This is a genomic window from Bradyrhizobium sp. 40 (assembly GCF_023100925.1).
In the GTDB taxonomy this organism is placed as follows: Bacteria; Pseudomonadota; Alphaproteobacteria; order Rhizobiales; family Xanthobacteraceae; genus Bradyrhizobium.
Genome location: NZ_CP064688.1, coordinates 2,080,966 through 2,098,509, shown reverse-complemented (window position 1 = coordinate 2,098,509; position 17,544 = coordinate 2,080,966). Strand labels below are relative to the sequence as shown.

The window sequence follows — 17,544 nt, the reverse complement described above, 5'->3', positions numbered from 1 at the left end:
CCATCATGACTCCGACACATCGTTCAACGAATTGGTTCCGTGACGCGCCATTGCTGGCCATCACCGTCGTGGTTGTCGCCATCATGGGACTGGGCCTCCTGGCTGGCGGTGCCTGGCTCGCAGCCCTCGGTGGCTCCGTCTACTACCTGATCGCGGGGATCATGCTTCTGCTCACGAGCTGGCTGCTCGCGCGCCGTCGCGCCGAGGCGCTCTGGATTTATGCCACGCTGCTGGCCGGAACGATGGCTTGGGCGATCTGGGAGGCCGGCCTCGATTTCTGGTCGCTGGCGCCGCGCGGCGACGTGCTCGTGCCGCTTGGCCTATGGCTGATGCTGCCCTTCATTGCCTCTCGCCTCGCGCCTCGCTTGCGCGCGGCGCGATGGGCGCTCGGCCTTGTGTTGGTCGCCGCAGCCATCGTCGTCGGCATGTCCCTGACGAGCGATCGCCGCGATCTAGCCGGCACGATACCTGAGGGCGAAACAACCGGGGCCATTGCGTCTCCCGAACCGGACCAACCTGCTGCCGGCCAAAACTGGACGGCCTACGGCGGCAGCGGCTTTGGTACGCGCTTCTCGTCGCTGAGCCAGATCACCAAGGACAACGTCAAGGACCTCAAGCTCGCCTGGGAATTCCGCACCGGTGACCACAAGGGCCCTGATGACCCCGACGAGATCACCAACCAGGCAACGCCGCTCAAGGTGGGGGATCTCCTCTACACCTGCTCGCCGCACCAGATCGTGTTCGCGCTCGAAGCTGCGACCGGACAACTGCGCTGGAAATTCGATCCGCAAGTCCAGCACAACAAGGCATTCCAGCACATGACCTGCCGCGGCGTGTCCTATCACGCGACCAGGCCCGGCGCCGTGACTGCCGACGGCGCGCCGGCCCCGAACGATTGTGCGGGACGCATTTTCGTACCAACCAACGACGGGCGGATGTTCGCGCTCGATGCCCAGAGCGGTGTGCCTTGCCAGAGTTTTGGCAACCAGGGACAGATCGACCTCAAGCAAGGCAGCGAGATCCAGACACTCGGCTTCTACGAGGGCACCTCGCCGCCCGTCGTCACGGACAAGGTTCTGATCGTCGGCGGAGCGGTGATCGACAACTATTCCGATCGCGTCCCGTCGGGCGTGATCCGCGGCTTCGATATCTATTCGGGACGGTTGCTCTGGGCGTTCGATGCCGGCAATTCCGATCCGAACGAGATGCCTTCGGCCTCGCATCATTTTACAGCCGGCTCACCCAATTCGTGGAGCATTTCGGCGGTCGACGAGAAGCTCGGACTCATCTACGTGCCGCTCGGCTCGAGTTCTCCGGATATCTGGGGCGGCGGCCGTTCGCCCGAAAACGAGCGCTACGATTCGGCATTGATTGCGCTCGATGTCTTGACCGGAAAACTGCGTTGGTCGTTCCAGAACGTGCACCACGATCTCTGGGACATGGATATGCCGTCGCAGCCCAGTCTAGTCGATTTGCGCTCTAACGGCGGCGTGACGCCGGCGATCTACATCCCGGCAAAGACTGGCGACATCTTCGTGCTCGACCGGCGCGACGGGCGTCAGTTGGTGCCCGCACCGGAGAAGCCGGTGCCTCAGGGCGCCGCGAATGGAGACCGGCTGTCGCCAACCCAGCCATTTTCGGAATTGAGCTTCCGCCCCTCCGGCAAACTTACGGACGCGCAGATGTGGGGCAGCACGATGTTCGACCAGCTCGCTTGCCGGATCAAGTTCAAGCGCCTGCGCTATGAGGGGCCGTTCACGCCGCCGTCTGAACAAGGCACGCTGGTGTTTCCCGGAGACTTCGGCATGTTCGAATGGGGCGGCATTGCCGTCGATCCACAGCGCCAGATCGCGATCGCGAATCCCCAATCGATTCCCTTCATCTCTCGCCTGGTGCCGCGCGGAAAGGACAATCCGGCCGCGCCGAATGCGGCGCATCCACCAGGAACCGAGCTGGGCGTGCAGCCGATGTACGGCGCCCCCTACGGCGTTGATCTCGGCATTTTCCTCTCACCGCTCGGCATTCCCTGTCTTGCTCCGCCGTGGGGCAACATCGCAGCGATCGATCTTAGGACGCACAAGGTGGTCTGGCAGCATCGGATCGGCACGATACGCGATCAGGCCCCGCTGCCGCTGCCATTCAAGCTCGGCGTTCCCATGCTGGGCGGTCCGATCGTCACCGCGGGCGGCGTCATCTTCATCACGGGAACGATGGATGACTACATCCGCGCGTTTGACGTTCGCGATGGCAGACAGCTTTGGCAGGACCGCCTTCCTGCCGGCGGCCAGTCGACGCCGATGACCTATGAGGCTGGCGGCAAGCAATATGTCGTGACGGTCGACGGCGGCCACGGGTCATTCGGAACTAAACTCGGCGATTACGTGCGAGCCTACGCGCTGCCGTGATCTGCCTCGGCAGGACTTGCTTGTACTTGCCCACGCCTTGTCCCGATCTGCCGGCGCGACGCGCAACTGCTGACGCCAGGAGAGCTACGCCCGCAGCTATTCCCAGCGCCGCGAGCCCCTGACTGATGACGCCGGCAGGTGGGAGCTGCTTACGTGACAGCCAACCGCCATCGATCGACGTACCCTGCGGACCAGCTTCAATCATGGTGCCCTCGCTGCTCTTTGCGGGGCGCGCGCGCGACAGCAGGTAGCGGAAGGCAGCTCCCACGATGTTCTCGGTAATCTGCGGAGCCATCGCGTAGGCAAATTGGCCGGCACGAGCCGGCCAGCCCACGGCGACTTCGTCTCGGGGCGCGCGGACGAGGCTCACGAACGTCTCGGCAACGTCCTCCGCCTGATACAGCAGCGGACCGGGATCAAGCGTCCGGCCGGACATGTTGGCGCCGTGGACGAAGCCCGGCGTGTCGACCATGGCCGGGAAGACGCCGCAGACATGGATGTTGCGGCGAGCACTGAGCTCTTGACGCAGGCTAGCGGTGAAGCCCCGAAGGCCGAATTTGCTCGCGGTATAGGCCGCAGCAAAAGGCGTCGGCGCCCAGCCGCCGAGCGAGATGTTGTTGATCAGGATGCCGCGGTTCTGGCGGAGGAAGATCGGAAGCACCGCGAAAGCGCCATGCATCGTGCCGAGGAGATTGACCTCGATCGTTCGGCGATGAAGCGCGATATCCGCGTCCTGATAGGCCCCGAAAACGCCCGTGCCGGCGTTGTTGATCCAGACGTCGATGCCACCGAACGCGTCTTCGGCCTCTCGGGCCAGCCGCTGCACCGCCTCGGCATCGGTGACATCGGTCGGGATCGCCAATGCGCGGCCTCCGAGCGCCTCGCATTCTGCGGCGAGGCTCGTCAGGACTTCGGCACGGCGTGCCGCCAAGACCACGCTTGCGCCCTTGCCCGCGAAGGCCAGCGCCGCAGCACGCCCGATTCCGCTCGAGGCACCGGTGATGACGACGCGCGTGCCGGTCATTTGCCGCGGCTCAGATCCGGAGCGGGCCGGCGGAAGCAGCCAGTGCAGGGATCGCCGGAGGCGCTCAGTTCCCTCCGCTTCAAACCAGTCGCCATGCGCGAAGATCACCCGCTCCGGAGACAGCCGTATAAGCCGCTCGGCTGCGGACCGCACGGAACGGCCGCCGAGGCGCAGCAGAAGCCGTAGATAGACCGGCGCCATTCCGTTTGGCTTGGAAATGCCCAGGAGGTTTGCCGCCGCCTCATTTGGCGCGCTGAGATCGTTGGGATCGAGATTTTGCACGAGATCCGTCAGGATCAGTGTCCGGCTGCGCTTGTCGAACAGCTCGATCTCGGAGAACATCGGAGCGTTCACCGAGACGGCTTCGAGGTCGGCCCTCCATTCCTCGGGCGTCGCCTCTCCAAGCTCGCGGTCGATGCGGATACGTGCCGCTCGAACTTGCCTGCGTGCCGCAAGGCCGCGCGCCGCGAAAGTCGTCGCCGGCGGCAGCTCTCTCTGCCAGTCGGACAGGAACATCCAGTGCGCGATATTCGGCGCGAGCAAGTACCTTATCGTCCCAAGCCGCTCCAGCTCACCGCGGAGAGCCGGCGAATATCTTACCGGCGAATGCAGCACGAGATCGCCGTTCGAGAGCCGAATGACGGTCATACGCACCGGAAGTTTTAGACCGGCGGCGCTGATCGGGGCGTCGTCCACGACCCAGATATCGTCCGTCACGCGCGACAGACGGGCGGTCGACAAGGTGGCGTCGGAACTTTGCATGAGCATCTTCCATCACGGGGCGTAGCTCAAGCTTTGGGAGTGACGCTCGTTCCTTGCTAGGACGCCCGAGCCTGCTGGCCAGCGTTGCGTCGGCGACGGCGCGCTGCGAGCCGGCCTCGCCCCCTCTCCGCCGGAAAGTGCCGCGTGATCGCCGGTACGCACTCCGGCTCTGAGGGAGGTTGTTCGCAGGCAATCGGCGCATGGTCCGGACGAGCTTCCATCAGATCAAGCACGGCGCGGCCCTTGGCCGTGATGCGCCACCCGCCATTTGTCCGGTCGATCAGCCTTTGCGAAAAGATGTCCAGCCCCGGCACCCGCCCGGCGAGCCGCCGGGTGCGCTCGGTCCAGTCGCGACCGCTGGTCGCCAGAATGGCCATATCCCGCTTGAGATCCTCCAGGGCAGCGAACCCATCCGGGTAGCTCACCAGGATCTTGAGGACCGTCACGTGGAAATTCACCCCCGCCCCCACATGACCATCGTCACATCGTCGGGACTTCTGAGAGAGCATTGCGGGCCGCTTGTTTGAGGCGATCCGCAGAGATGTCCCCCCTGCTTGCAGTCTCCAGAAGCTTCGAGGCCACGTGGGTCCGGGCGCCGATCTCACAGCGTGGAACACCTTCACACACCTCGTCGAGAACGGTGCGCAACAACGCCCTTGTCGCCGTATCGATCATGGAAAGCCCCAGCGGAAAGGTTCACGGTAGGGCAATCGCTCCGGTCTGTGATTCAACATTGTTAATGATCTGAAAATTTCGCTGGCGTCCATTGCCGGCCGCGCTCACCCAGCCCGAGGGCGGGCGCAATCGCCTTGGGCGCCACGACGTCAAACACCGGCCTCTTGGAGGTAGGGGTCTGAGGAGTCCGGCATCACGTCGCGACGCCACCGCGAGCCTGGAGAAGCTCGAATATCTATGTCGGAATGACAAGTTTCGAGGTGATTGCGGAGTATACAAGCGCCGTCGCCGGAGAGATAACCGGCCAACGCAGCGACGCAATGTCCGAGCCCGGCGATCCTTTGGTCTTCATCCTTTTTAAGAAGCCAAGGCCGGAGGACGTTCAGCTCTATCCCGAGTAGTTGCCAAACGCCCTCAAGGTTTGTGGCGCTGAGATCGCGCAATTAGCAGCGTGGCCGCCGGAATTTCTGCATCGCCTGCACATTCCTCTATTCCGAAAGTTCGATTGCAATGGGTTGGTGATCGGAGGCATCGGTCGCTTCGTTGACCTGGATGCTGCGAACGTAGCCGGTCAAATCTTCCGTCACGAAAATGAAGTCGCGGCAGTCGGGCCCGTCGGCCCACTGCGCGCGGTCGTAGATTCCGCAAGTCGGCGCACGCGCTCGGTCGCGGCCATCGGCGATCCATGCATCCCGATAGGCCAGACCGGGCCGGCCGGATCGGGCAATCAATGCGTGCTGGGGGTCGGCAACGTCAAAATTGAAATCGCCACACAGCAGGCTCGACGCAGCGACGGTCTGACTTCCATACGGCTCGTCGTGCCGGGAGCTGGCCTGCTTCGGGCTCATCGACGCCTCCTCCTGCAAATCCAGCAGACGGGCGATCTGTGCCTCGCGCTGGCCGGCCGAATGGAATTCGAGATGCGTGTTGACAATGCGGACCGCGCCAAACGAGGCCTGAACCGTCACCTCCAGGGCGTGACGGCGCATGCTGCGCACCGTGGCTGCGTCCGGCCATGGCAGCAGGTGGTTGGCGATCTGCAGCACCGGCAACCGCGACAGCGTCATGTTGCCGAAGCGATGGAGGTTGCCATCACGGTCGACAGTTTCGATAGCAGGTCGGAATATTGCGGAGTAGCCGGGCAAAAGGGCTGCCAGCTGTTCACACTGATCCGCTCCATCACCAAATCTGGAGAAGTTCGCGCTCACCTCCTGGAAGCAGAACACGTCCGCGTCGAGCGTCTGCTGGGCGACGGCAACGATCCTCGCCAGATCGGTCACGCCGTCGCATCCTTTGCCGCACTGTATGTTCCAGGTGAGAAGTCTCATTACCGGATGCCTGCACGCATGAACGACTGGACGAACTGGCGCTGGAACAGCAGAAACGCGATCAGCAGCGGCGCCATCGTCATCACGGTTGCCGCCGTGATCACTGACCAATCCACACCGGTCTCAGGCGCGCCGAATACGGCAAGCCCCACCGTGAGCGGCCGCGCTTCCACCGAATTCGTGACGATCAACGGCCACAGGAAATTGTTCCAGTGATAGCTGACGGAGACGAGGCCAAAGGCGACGTAGGTCGGGCGAGCCAGCGGGACATAGACCCGCCACAGGATTCCGAGCGGACCCGCTCCCTCGACCCGGGCGGCTTCCACCAACTCCTGGGGCACACCCTTGAAAGTCTGCCGCAGCAGGAAGATGCCGAAGGCGCTCGCGAGATAGGGCAGCGCGATCGCAGGGATCGTATCGAGCAATCCCAGCTTGGCGATCGCGCGGTAGTTCTCGACGATCAGGACGTCGGGCATGATCATCAGCTGGAGCAGAACGAGGGCGAAAGCGATGCCGCTGCCCCTGAACTTGAAGCGCGCAAAGGCATAGGCGGCCAGCGTCGACAGGATGAGCTGGCCGACCAGGATCAGGGTCACCAGTACGACCGTGTTGAGATAGTACCGGGCGAACGGCGCCTGATTCCAGGCCCTGGCAAAATTCTCCAGCGTCCAGGGCGCGGACAGGCTGAACGACGTGGCGTAAGCGGCCGGATGCAGCGCGCTCCAGAAGGCATAGGCCAATGGGGCGAGCCAGATCAAAGCCAGGAGCCATGCTGCGACGGCTTCAATGGGGCGTGTCCGGCCTTTCATTGATAGTGGATCCTGCGATCGAGATAACCGAACTTGATCAGCGCAACCGAGCTCAGCAGCATCAGAAGCACAACCGTCAGTGTTGCCGCGTAAGAGGAATCCTGGAAGGTGAAGGCAACCTCATAAATGTAGTAGAGCAGCAGCGTGCTGGCGTTGTTCGGACCGCCCTTGGTCATGATGACCAGATGGTCCACCAGCTTGAAGGAGTTGATGACTGCGTTGATCGCTACGAACAGCGTGGTCGGCATCAGCAGCGGGAACGTGATCCGGCGAAACGTGTACCACCGGCTCGCGCCTTCGATGGACGCGGCCTCTTCGAGATCCGGCGAGAGCTGCTGCAACGCCGCCAGGTAGAAGATCATGAAGAAGCCGGCCTCCTTCCAGATCACCATCACGACCAGACAGCTCATCACCGTCGAGGGATCGCCCAGCCAGTTCCAGCCGCCGAGACCGAAAAGGCCGCGCAACTGATCGAGCAGCCCATAGTCCGGCGTGTAGAAGAACAGCCAGATGTTGGCGACGGCGATCATCGGCAGCACGGTCGGCGTGAAGTAGGCCAGTCGCAGAAAGCCGCGGCCGCGCATGTTGCGATTGACCCAGATCGCCATCACCAGAGCCAGGGCGATCGAGGTAGGGATCGTGCCGAGCGCGAACCAGAAATTATTGACCAGCGCCTTCCAGAAGATCGGATCGGCCGCCATGGACCGATAACTGTCAAGCCCGACGAAGGCCTCGGTGCCGTTCCGGCGTGTGACGAATAGCGAATGCCGGATCGTCGCCAGAATCGGAAAGTGCGTGAATGCGATCAGCAGGACGGCCGCCGGCAACAGCAGCAGCCAGGCGTTCACGGTGTTCCACCACGCCTGCGATCGGGCGCGGCGCGGGGCGATTGGCGATGAGGCGACCTCGTCGGACATCTGTGAGCCGGCGGGATGGCGGCGGCGCGCCATCCCGCCTCGTCCCTATTTGTAAGCGCGCAAGACGCGGTCGGACTGCTGCTGCGCGGCAGCCAACGCCTCCTGCGGCTTCTGCGCGCCCGTGATCGCGGCCTGCACGGCATCGCCGACAAACTTGTAGATGCGGCCGTTCTCATGAACGGAGAGCTCCGGCACCGCATGCTCCAGCTGATCGCGCGCAACCGTGGCCTGCGGGAAGCCCTTTGCGTAGGCCTCCATCGTCGGCGTCTTGTAGGCGGCCGGCGACACCGCCACGTAGCCGGTCTTCATGCTCCATTCCGCCGCGCGTTCCGGAGCCGTCATCCATTGAATGAACTTGACGGCCGCCTTCTGCTGGTCGGGAGACGCACTCTTGAAGATGTAGAAATTGCCGCCGCCGGTCGGTGATCCGCGCCGCTCCCCGGCCGGCAGCATGGCCACACCGAACTGGAATTTCGCGGCGTCCTTGACCGCCGTCAGATTGCCGGTGGTGTGCCACATCATCGCCGTCTTGCCTTCGAGGAAATCGTTGCGCAGCGTCGCCCAATCGATGCTGCCGGCGGGGGCGACGTTGTGCTTGCGCGACAGGTCGACCCAGTACTCGAGGGCGGCGACCGTCTTCGGAGCGGTCAGATAGACCTCGTTGCCGGGCTCGTTCATCATCTTCTGGCCGTTCTCGATCGCCAGCGCCTGCAGCATCCAGTAGGCATAACCAGTCGAGGGAATTTCGATGCCCCAGCGTGTCGTGTTGCCGCCATCCTTCTTGACCAGCTTCTTCGACATCTCGACCATTTCGTCCCATGACGCCGGCGCCTTCTCGGGATCGAGGCCCGCCTCCTTGAAGGCGTCCTTGTTCCAGTACAGCACGATGGTCGAACGCTGGAACGGCACGCTCCAGGTCTTGCCGTCGATCTGCCCGTTCGCCATGAACGCCGGATAGAACTCCTTGAACCAGGCCTTGTCGCCGACGAGGCCGTCAAACGGCACGATCGCGTTCTCATCCATCAGCGTGAACACGTCGGTCGACAGCAACACCGACAGTTGCGGCGGCTGCCCGCCCTTCATGGCGGTCATCGCCTTGGTCATCGTATCGGTGTAGTTGCCGGCATAGACCGCCGTCACCTTGATGTCCGGATTGTCCTTCTCGAAGCGCGAGACCATGTCGTCGATGATCTTGGTGACGGGACCGCCGACCGCGACCGGATAGTACATGGTCAGATCCACGGCGGCGGCCGGGCGGGCAGCCATCGAGAGCACGGCGAGTGCCGCTGCTATCAACATCGTTCGTCGCGCAAACATGTGACAATCTCCTTCGTTACCACGTTTGAAACAGCCGCTGCTATCGACCGGTTATCGCCCGCTGGCCCTCTGTGACGATGGTCTCCAAGAGAGCTTCCGAATTCGAATCGAACCGATGCTCGAGCCCGGGTTCCCACGCGATCCGGACATCCTCGCCTGGCCGAACCTTGCTGAAACCTTCGAGCCGCACTGAGATCGGCTGACCATCGACCTCGCACAGAACGATGCTGTCGGCCCCAAGATGCTCGATCGCCCTGACGCGCGCAAAATGATCCCCGCCCGACCCGATGCGGATATGCTCCGGCCGGATGCCGATGAGATGATCGCCATGGCGCAAAAGATTCATCGGCGGCGTGCCGATGAACCGCGCCGTGAACGCCGTCGCGGGCCGGTTATATAACTCCTCCGGTGTGCCATTCTGCTCGATACGACCATCGCGCATCAGCACGACGCGATCCGCCATCGTCATGGCTTCGGTCTGATCGTGGGTCACGTAGACCATCGTCATTCCGAGCCGCTGTTGCAGGGCGCGGATCTCCGTCCGCATCTCATGCCGCAGCTTGGCGTCCAGATTTGAAAGCGGCTCGTCCATGAGGCAGACCCGCGCTTCCGCAATGATGGCTCGCCCCAGTGCAACCCGCTGGCGCTGGCCGCCGGACAGCTGCGACGGCTTGCGTTCAAGCAGCTGCGCAAGGCCAACGATCTCGGCCACACGCCGGAGCCGTTCGTCTCGTTCGGCGCGCGACACGCGCCGCACACGCAGGCCGAAGACGATGTTCTCGGCTACACTCAAATGCGGAAACAGCGCGTACGACTGGAAGACCATGGAGATCTTCCGTTGCGCCGGAGTCAGATGGGTCACGTCGACGCCGCCGATGGCGATCGTGCCGGCGTCAGCATTCTCAAGGCCGGCGATCAGCCGCAGCGTGGTCGACTTGCCGCAGCCGGACGGTCCCAGCAGCACCAGCAGCGAGCCCTCGTCCGCCGTCAGACTGACGTCATCGACGGCGCGCATCGCGCCCCAGAACTTGGAGACATGACTCAGCGTAATCGCTGACATGGCCCGTTCGCTCTCAGCTGCAGGGCTCTGCGCCGCGCGCAGACATAGCTCGGCATGCTCGCAGCATCCTGCTCGCGCGGAGCAGCCCAAAGCTGGTCGCCATGAGCAGACAGATCCATGCCGTCCCTCCCGATGGCCACGCAACGTTCACCGGCGCGGCAAGTCATTCTGTTCATATGAACATATTGGAGCGCCATATGAAACAGAAAATTGCGCCTTCGATGTTCGAATGATAGTTTGCTTCGAACGGACAGCCCCATGCTCAAGACAGTCTCGTCACGTCAGGCCTACATACTGGAGATCGTCCGCGACGAAGGCTTCGCCTCGATCGAGCAACTTGCAACGCGCTTTGACGTCACGCAGCAGACCATTCGCCGCGTCGTGAATGCGCTCTGCGATCAAGGGCTGCTCCGGCGAATGCACGGCGGCGTCAGCCTGCCCGTTCAAAGCCAGAATCTCGCTTATGGAAGCAGACAGGGATTGAATGCCGACGCCAAACGGCGCATCGCACACGCGACTGCGAGCTTCATTCCCGACGGGGCGTCGCTTATGATCGGGCTGGGTACAACACCTGAATATGTCGCGCAGGCGCTATCCCGCCGTCAGGATCTGCGCGTGATCACCAACAATCTGAATGTGGCCGCAGCGTTCGCACAAAATCCCGACGTGGAAATCACGATCGCGGGCGGCACGCTCCGTTCGCTCGACCGGGACATCGTGGGCGAAGCGGCGGCCCGCTTTTTCTCGGGCTATCGAGCCGATTACGGGATATTCGGCGTCGGAGGCGTCGATCAGGACGGTGCGCTGCTCGACTTTCACATCGACGAAGTCCTGGCGCGGCAATCCATCGTTGCCAATTCGCGCACCGCCGTCCTGGTCGCCGACACGACAAAATTCGGCCGCAACGCCACGGTGCGCGGCGGACATCTCGCCGATTGTAACCACCTATTCACCGACGGGCCGCTGCCACCGGCCTTTACACCGGTTGGCGCCAAATTTGCCGAGCGCATTCACGCATCCGATGCCGCGCGTGCCGGAGCCACGTAGCCTGCGCGAAATTGACCCGCGCCAGCAGTCGCCAAGGCCGCGGCCCCTACGCCCCCTCAATTATATCGGACGCCGTTTCGGCTGATTTGTAAGCACAATTCTCCACGTGTGACGGACAAATCCCGACGATATACCCACTGCGATTTTTCGGTCTTGAATTCACAGAAAATTCGAGCCGCTCGCAACGCTGGTGGCTCCGGTACCTATCGGGGTCAATCGACTGTCGGCACTGTGTGGGGGCGAAGATTGCCGTGCGCGCACTGGTGCGGTGTAAATTCAAATACCGTCAGAGATCGGAAGGCGCTCGGCCGCTCGCTCGGTCCGCACAGACAAAGGCGTGCTTGCCGAGAAGATCAATATTCTCTTGATGCCGCTGCTGTCGACCTCGCCGTCTATCGGGGTAGCCAGCCGGATCTATTTTCCGCGGAACACCGCCGGGCGACGCTCCACGAAAGACTGGATGCCTTCTTTCATGTCTTCGCTGCTGAAAACGCGGTCCTTGATTTTCGGGATATAGTCGATCGCCGCTCTTTCGCCGGCCTCAATGTACTTCAGCGCGGCCTCTTTGGTTACCTGAATGCCGATCGGAGCGTTCTTGGCGATCAGACCAGCAATTTCCATCGCGCGGGGAATCTGCTGACCAGGAGCGACGACTTCCTGAACAAACCCGATTTTATACGCCCGCGCCGCGCTGAACTCGTCGCACAAGAACAGATGATACATCGCATCCCCCCATCCTGCCCGCGCCACGTACCGGAAATGGGCGCCACCGAGCGGCGCGATCCCGCGCTTGGATTCCATTTGGCAGAACCGGGCGTCGTCGGCGGCCACAACGATGTCGCCGGCCAACATCATTTCGATGCCAATCGTGAAACAGATCCCCTGCACGGCCGTCACGATCGGCTTACGACACCGGCTTTTCAGCGCGAACGCATCGATGTTGCCGGGCTTGATCTCGGTATTTTCGGCCTTGGGTCCGAAGAACTTCGGCATATCAAGGCCTGCCGTGAAGTCCGGGCCGTCGGCGCAGAGCACACCGACCCAATAGTCGTCGGTGCGGTCGAGAAGCGTCATCGCATCCGACATCTGCGCCATCATCTGCGGGCTGAAAGAATTCTTCTTCGCCACGTTGTCGATGACGATCTTGAACACATGCCCATGCACCTCGGTACGGATCTGACCGACTTGCGTCGTCTCGCTCATTTTCTAGTCTCCGAATGCTCATAGGCAACTGCGCGACGTTGCGCAGAATTAACCTGTCAATTTGCTCAGCTCAGCGCCGCAAACGCAGTCCGTTCAAAAGCCATCAGCTCTTCCGTCCGTCCGTCGCGTATCTTCAGCAGCCACTGCGGATCCTGAAGCAGCGCCCGCCCCACCGCGACGAGATCGAACTCCTCGCGATCGAGGCGGCGGATCAACTCGTCGAGGTCGGTCACCGCCTCCCGTGCGCCCCGGCTGCACGGCCGATGTACTTGGCTGCGCTCCAACGCTGCTCACTACCATTTCTCGACCCAAGGCCGCAGCACGACCTCGAACGCCCAGGTCGACCGATGCTGCCGATGAAGCTGCAGATATGTTTTCGCGATATGGTCGGGGTCGGCCATATTGTCGTCGGCAGTTGCCCCCGCCAGCCGATGCGCGCGAGTGCCGTCCTCCTGGGTCCAGCCGATCGCGGCGTCGATCGGCACATTCGCTATGTGGACGCCCTGCGGCATCAATTCTCTTGCCATGCTCTGCGCGAGTCCGGACTTGGCATGACATGCCATTGCAAATGCGCCACTTGATGGGAAGCCTTTGAGCGCCGCGCTGGCGTTCGTGAAGATGATTGTTCCTCTCGCGCCGTTGGCGTCGGGTTCGTTCCCAAGCATGAGCCGGGCTGCCTGTTGACCGACCAGAAACGCGCTGAACGCCGAGTTGCGAAGTGTTTCGAACGCCATGCCCGGGTCGGCTTCGATGATGCTTTTGCGGAAAATGCCGGGAACCCGGCCATCGATGTTATGCACGACAAGTCGTGGCGTGCCGACGTCCTGAACGACGTTGCCGAACAGCTGTGTCACCGCCGCTGGATCAGTTGCATCGCAGGCATATCGAAGCACACGATGCGTCTTCTCCAAGGCTTCGAGGACCGGCTTTTCGGGATTCCTGGCTGCGACGCAGACACGCATGCCGTTCTCCGCGAACAGCCGGGCGCAACTCGAGCTGATGCCCGGACCGCCCCCCACGATCACCGCAACCTCGTGCACGGAACTTTTGATATCAATCATCTTGACCTTTCCAGTCCTGCGTTGTCGCGCTCTCCATGAAGAGATGACACGGAAACCGCCGTGACCCTGCTTCCCGCCAGCCGGGCGTCACCAGTTTTCGCCGAATGGCCGCAGCTCTGTGAGGAACGACCAAGCCGATCGCTTCTGCCCATAGAGATGATAGAGTTCGTCCGCGATGGCAGCAGGCTTGATAAAGAATTCATCTGGCTTGTCGCTCATCCGCGCGCGCATTCTGGGCGTATCAATCACGGCGTCGATGAGAACATAGGCGACGTGCACGCCCAGAGGTCCCATGTCACGTGCGATCGACTCGGCCAAAATGCGCTGCGCCGCCTTTGTCGGCGCGAAGCCGGCGAAGTTGGCCTTGCCCCGGATCGAAGACGTGTTTCCGGTCACCAGGATTGCGCCCTTGCCTCGGTCGATCATGTCAGGAGCCACTTCGCGCGCCAGGTATAACAAGCCCATCACGTTGACCTCGAAATTGCCCTTCAGCATCTTCGGATCGATCTCCCGAAAGCTCCCCCAGCCTCCGCCTACCGCGTTGTGGACGAGAACCTCAGCCGCGCCAAAACGCCGCTTTACATCAGCAACGACGGTCCGCACCTGATTTTCGTCTGAAACGTCGCAGGTCGCCGCGTGGACATCAGGAAGCTCTTGCGCCAGGCGATTGATGAGCTCGGCTGAGCGACCAGCGCTATGATACGGAACCCGCCGGCAGAGAAGCGCTTGACGATGGCAGCTCCGGTGCCCGGCCCGACCCCGGTCACGATCGCGACTGGTTTCTCACTCATTTGAACTTTCTCCACGTTATTGTCCGGCCGCTTTCAAATGAATTCGCTCGGACTGCGACTGATAGGCGGCTGCCTCCTGCGCGGACACCAAGGCCAAACGAACCGCAACATTCTTGTGGTAGGGCGTGCCGGCAATGGGATCGCGGTTGCCGCTCTCTGTGAGCAGATTGATACGTGGTCCATTGATCAGTCGCTCTCCGTCCGACGCGGGGTATGCCTGCCCATAGCCGTGCGGCAGCGCCAGCTGGCCGTTTCGCATGGCGTCATCGAGCTTGCAGCGGACGACGAGCCGGCCAATCACGGATTCCACCGCGACCCAGTCACCATCCTCCGCGCCCAGATTTCTCAGATCGCTCGAATTGATCAGCATGGCGCCATCCGGATCCTCGCGACGCCATGCGGGGTCACGGAAGATCTGGTTGGCGTTGAACATGCGGCGGCCGCCGGCTGCCAACATGAACGGAAACTCCTTTGGCGCGCCCGCGGCACGTGGATCGAGCCGCGCGAGCCATTCGAACATCTGCGGGACCACCAGTCGAACCCTGCGGTCCGAATGGCTGATCAATGACCAGACCTCGTCATAGTCGTGCTCGGTAATCGCCGTCCCCTGCCGCGCAGTCACGATCGTGTCGAACAGGAGATCGCCAAGTTGATGGTCCGCCACGTCGTCCGATGCACCAATTGCCCGTCGCACCGCTTGCGGCGACCGCTTCGCGCAAGCCAGTGCCGCGCTCCACATAGGCGCCGCGACCGCGGTACCATCCGGAAGCGTCTGCCCCAGCGTATGGTAGAGCACGAGGGCTGGCACTGCCCCTGGGTTTTCCGCGATGAAAGCACGAAGGGCCGCGGCGAATTCCGGTCGCGAGCGCCGTGCTATTTCGCGCAGCGGCGCCAGCACATTGTCACCTGGTAGAAGCCCCAAAGCGATCGCAAGCCGCGTGTAGATCTCGGGCTCCGGCAGGGTCCCGGCGAGCGGCGCCAAGACACCCGCACGAACGTGGAAATAGTTCCTCGGAAACTCGAAATTGAACAAGGTGAATTCTGTTTTCTCAAACTGCGAAGACGCCGGCAGAACGTAATGTGCGAGCCGTGCGGTTTCGGTCATCGCAACGTCGACCACGACGCATAGGTCGAGCGAGCGCAGCGCGCGCTCTACAGCTTCGGTGTTTGCCGCCGTGTTGGCTGGATTGGAGCTGTCGACCCAAGCGCAGCGCAACCGGTCGGGATGGTCGTTGAGCACCGCCTCGGGAAAGATGTTGGGCGGCAACAAGCCCCCGATAATTGCATCGCCAGTCGGTGCGAAGGTCTGGTTCGGCGAATTGCCCCACAGCGGTTGGAGCCAGCTATGCAGTTGGTTGGTGCCTTTCCGGCCGAAATTTCCGGAAAGCATGATCAGGAGCTTCTCGAGATAGGAGTTGAGCGTCGAGTTGATGCCCTGCTGGATGCCAAGCTCGACCCGCACCACCATGGCCTTCGCGGCTGCGATCATCGCGGCGCACCGCTCCAGGTCCGTGATCGAGATATCGGCGGCTGCAGCCCATTGTTCAATGGGGATATCCAGTAGCGCCTGCCTCACTTCCGAGAAGCCGACGGTGTGCTCCTGAATGAATGCGTCGTCGATCCGATCGGAGCGGACAAGCGTGGCCAGCAGCGCGCCAAGAAGGAACGTGTCGGCACCCGGACGCACTGCGAGATGTAGATCCGCCATTTCGGCGGTTTCGGTGCGCCGGGGATCAATGACGATCAGCTTGCGGGTCGGATCCTTGCGGATTTGGTTGAGATGATCGCGCGCATTGGGGAAGCCGTGCGCGATCCAGGGATTTGCCCCGATGACCAGCAAGAGATCGCAATGATGGACATCCTCGGCTGTGTGACACGTCTGGCTGCCGAACATGTGGCCATTGACCCAGAAGTCGCCGGTCTTCTCCTGCGAAAGAGCGTTGAACACGCTGCGCGAACCCAGCGCGCGCAATAATCCGCTGGCATAGGCGCCGCCGGCGTGGTTGCCCTGCCCGCCACCGCCGTAAAGGGCAATAGTCTTTCCGCCATGCTTGTCCACGATCTCGCGCAGCCGCGCCGCGATTTCCGCGATCGCCACGTCCCACTCGATTTCGTCGAAGCCTCCGTCCGCGCGCCGACGTAGCGGCTTGGTCAGCCGATCCTTGTGATGGGCATAATAGGGAATCCGGGTCGCCTTGTTGCAGAGATAGCCCTGTGATTTCGGGCTCGAACGGTCGCCTCGCACTTTCTCGAGGCGCTCGTTGTTCACGAACACCTCGATCCCACAATTGATGTAACACAGGTTGCAGGCTGTTTTGAGCCACTTGCCGGCCGTCATGGTGACCTCCCTGGTATTGTTATTTGTCAGCGCATCGTCCCTGTCGCCCGACGCCGAGGCTTTTGAGTCCGGCCACTGGCAGTCATGCGTCCCGCAGCGAGAATTCCGTCGGAAAGCTTCCCAGCACCAACAGCGCGCGACAGCACGATTGATCCAACCAAGGTTGCGATAGCGCCGGTCGCGATTTGGCGGGCCTGTCGAGGTGGCTGATCGGGAAGCAGCTCGACAAAGACGTCGATCATCTTCTCCAGCTTGTCGGCAAACGCCTGCTGCTCGCTGGAGCCCGATCGAGCGATATCGACAGCCAGGGTTGGAAGGGCGCAACCATGTTTGGGATTGTCTCGATGTCGCGGACTCAGATAGTCGGCAATTAAGGTGTCGAAGCGTTCGCCGTTGGCCGTGTCGTCAGTCAGCTTTTTCCAGCGCTCGGCCGTTTGGTCCATTGCAAAGGCGATCGCCTCGCCAACAAGCGCCTCCCGCGACTCGAAATGATTGTAGAAGCCGCCATGCGTCAGACCCGCAAGTTTCATCAAATCGATGACGCTGAGCCCTTTGGCACCCTTCTGGCGTAAACCGTAAGAGGCATTTTCAACGATCCGACGGTGCGTCCGACGCCTGTGGTTTTCTCCGTAACGCATCACCACCCCGTGCAAGCTCCCTGGAGGACCGGCCGTACAATCGTACTCGTCCCCTCGGAACAATTCTCGAACCGCGCTTTCTTGACGGCTGCGGCAAGATTTCATTGCAATGCCTGCCATCTTATATGACTATCATCATATAACAACAGATATCAGCAGGAGAGTTCGC

Annotated in this window: 17 protein-coding genes and 1 pseudogene; 3 read left to right on the top strand and 15 right to left on the bottom strand. The window is 62.1% G+C overall.

Translation table 11 applies throughout. The annotated features are described in order from the left end of the window. Positions 1-5: 5 nt before the first annotated feature. Complete coding sequence (locus IVB40_RS10000; protein ID WP_247436145.1) at positions 6-2,405, top strand: glucose/quinate/shikimate family membrane-bound PQQ-dependent dehydrogenase; 2,400 nt, start codon at positions 6-8, stop codon at positions 2,403-2,405. On the opposite strand, the gene IVB40_RS09995 is transcribed toward IVB40_RS10000, so the two are convergent. From IVB40_RS09995 to IVB40_RS09985, 3 genes are read right to left on the bottom strand one after another with little or no spacing between them, the layout of a single operon-like run. Beyond that, a complete protein-coding gene (locus tag IVB40_RS09995) occupies positions 2,365-4,191 on the bottom strand; it encodes an SDR family oxidoreductase (RefSeq protein WP_247818764.1) in 1,827 nt (608 codons plus the stop codon). The genes IVB40_RS10000 and IVB40_RS09995 overlap by 41 nt on opposite strands. Before the next feature lie 56 nt (positions 4,192-4,247). Next, a complete protein-coding gene (locus IVB40_RS09990; protein WP_051462984.1) occupies positions 4,248-4,700 on the bottom strand; it encodes a hypothetical protein in 453 nt (150 codons plus the stop codon). Then, positions 4,672-4,866, bottom strand: coding sequence for a hypothetical protein (locus tag IVB40_RS09985; protein ID WP_247818763.1), 195 nt, complete (start codon positions 4,864-4,866; stop codon positions 4,672-4,674). The genes IVB40_RS09990 and IVB40_RS09985 overlap by 29 nt, the downstream gene beginning before the upstream one ends. A 251-nt stretch (positions 4,867-5,117) precedes the next feature. On the opposite strand from IVB40_RS09985, the pseudogene IVB40_RS09980 reads away from it, so the two are divergent. Beyond that, positions 5,118-5,267: pseudogene (locus IVB40_RS09980) on the top strand (peptidase M14); the annotation flags it as partial. 87 nt (positions 5,268-5,354) lie between these two features. On the opposite strand, the gene IVB40_RS09975 reads toward IVB40_RS09980, so the two are convergent. Genes IVB40_RS09975 through IVB40_RS09955 form a run of 5 tightly spaced genes read right to left on the bottom strand, consistent with a single transcriptional unit; the run spans position 5,355 to position 10,297 of the window. Beyond that, positions 5,355-6,194 (bottom strand): endonuclease/exonuclease/phosphatase family protein, encoded by an 840-nt coding sequence (locus IVB40_RS09975; protein WP_256468213.1) that lies wholly within the window; start codon positions 6,192-6,194, stop codon positions 5,355-5,357. Beyond that, the gene (locus IVB40_RS09970) at positions 6,194-7,003 is read right to left on the bottom strand and encodes a carbohydrate ABC transporter permease (RefSeq protein WP_027570890.1); all 810 of its coding nucleotides are present in this window, start codon (positions 7,001-7,003) and stop codon (positions 6,194-6,196) included. Before IVB40_RS09970 ends, IVB40_RS09975 begins: the two co-directional genes overlap by 1 nt. Beyond that, a complete protein-coding gene (locus IVB40_RS09965; protein WP_035963518.1) occupies positions 7,000-7,920 on the bottom strand; it encodes a sugar ABC transporter permease in 921 nt (306 codons plus the stop codon). The genes IVB40_RS09970 and IVB40_RS09965 overlap by 4 nt, the downstream gene beginning before the upstream one ends. A 45-nt stretch (positions 7,921-7,965) precedes the next feature. Next, a complete protein-coding gene (locus IVB40_RS09960; RefSeq protein ID WP_247359199.1) occupies positions 7,966-9,219 on the bottom strand; it encodes an ABC transporter substrate-binding protein in 1,254 nt (417 codons plus the stop codon). Between the two features lie 58 nt (positions 9,220-9,277). Further along, a complete protein-coding gene (locus tag IVB40_RS09955) occupies positions 9,278-10,297 on the bottom strand; it encodes an ABC transporter ATP-binding protein (protein WP_247819522.1) in 1,020 nt (339 codons plus the stop codon). Between the two features lie 210 nt (positions 10,298-10,507). On the opposite strand from IVB40_RS09955, the gene IVB40_RS09950 reads away from it, so the two are divergent. Beyond that, on the top strand, positions 10,508-11,344 hold the full coding sequence (locus tag IVB40_RS09950; protein ID WP_247818761.1) for a DeoR/GlpR family DNA-binding transcription regulator: 837 nt from the start codon (positions 10,508-10,510) through the stop codon (positions 11,342-11,344). Between the two features lie 414 nt (positions 11,345-11,758). Here IVB40_RS09950 and IVB40_RS09945 read toward each other — a convergent pair whose 3' ends face one another. The 7 genes from IVB40_RS09945 to IVB40_RS09915 form a co-directional block, all read right to left on the bottom strand. Then, positions 11,759-12,547, bottom strand: coding sequence for a crotonase/enoyl-CoA hydratase family protein (locus tag IVB40_RS09945; RefSeq protein WP_247818760.1), 789 nt, complete (start codon positions 12,545-12,547; stop codon positions 11,759-11,761). A 65-nt stretch (positions 12,548-12,612) separates the two neighbouring features. After that, complete coding sequence (locus IVB40_RS09940; RefSeq protein ID WP_197031219.1) at positions 12,613-12,780, bottom strand: hypothetical protein; 168 nt, start codon at positions 12,778-12,780, stop codon at positions 12,613-12,615. 60 nt (positions 12,781-12,840) lie between these two features. Beyond that, the gene (locus IVB40_RS09935; RefSeq protein WP_247818759.1) at positions 12,841-13,608 is read right to left on the bottom strand and encodes an SDR family oxidoreductase; all 768 of its coding nucleotides are present in this window, start codon (positions 13,606-13,608) and stop codon (positions 12,841-12,843) included. A gap of 87 nt (positions 13,609-13,695) precedes the next feature. Next, a complete protein-coding gene (locus tag IVB40_RS09930; protein ID WP_247819521.1) occupies positions 13,696-14,271 on the bottom strand; it encodes an SDR family NAD(P)-dependent oxidoreductase in 576 nt (191 codons plus the stop codon). Beyond that, positions 14,187-14,399 carry a hypothetical protein gene (locus IVB40_RS09925; protein WP_247818758.1) on the bottom strand — a complete coding sequence of 71 codons (213 nt, stop codon included), beginning with the start codon at positions 14,397-14,399 and terminating at the stop codon, positions 14,187-14,189. Before IVB40_RS09925 ends, IVB40_RS09930 begins: the two co-directional genes overlap by 85 nt. 16 nt (positions 14,400-14,415) lie before the next feature. After that, the gene (locus IVB40_RS09920; RefSeq protein ID WP_247819520.1) at positions 14,416-16,737 is read right to left on the bottom strand and encodes a molybdopterin-dependent oxidoreductase; all 2,322 of its coding nucleotides are present in this window, start codon (positions 16,735-16,737) and stop codon (positions 14,416-14,418) included. 26 nt (positions 16,738-16,763) lie between these two features. Further along, positions 16,764-17,375 carry a TetR/AcrR family transcriptional regulator gene (locus IVB40_RS09915; RefSeq protein ID WP_247818757.1) on the bottom strand — a complete coding sequence of 204 codons (612 nt, stop codon included), beginning with the start codon at positions 17,373-17,375 and terminating at the stop codon, positions 16,764-16,766. Between the last annotated feature and the right edge of the window lie 169 nt (positions 17,376-17,544).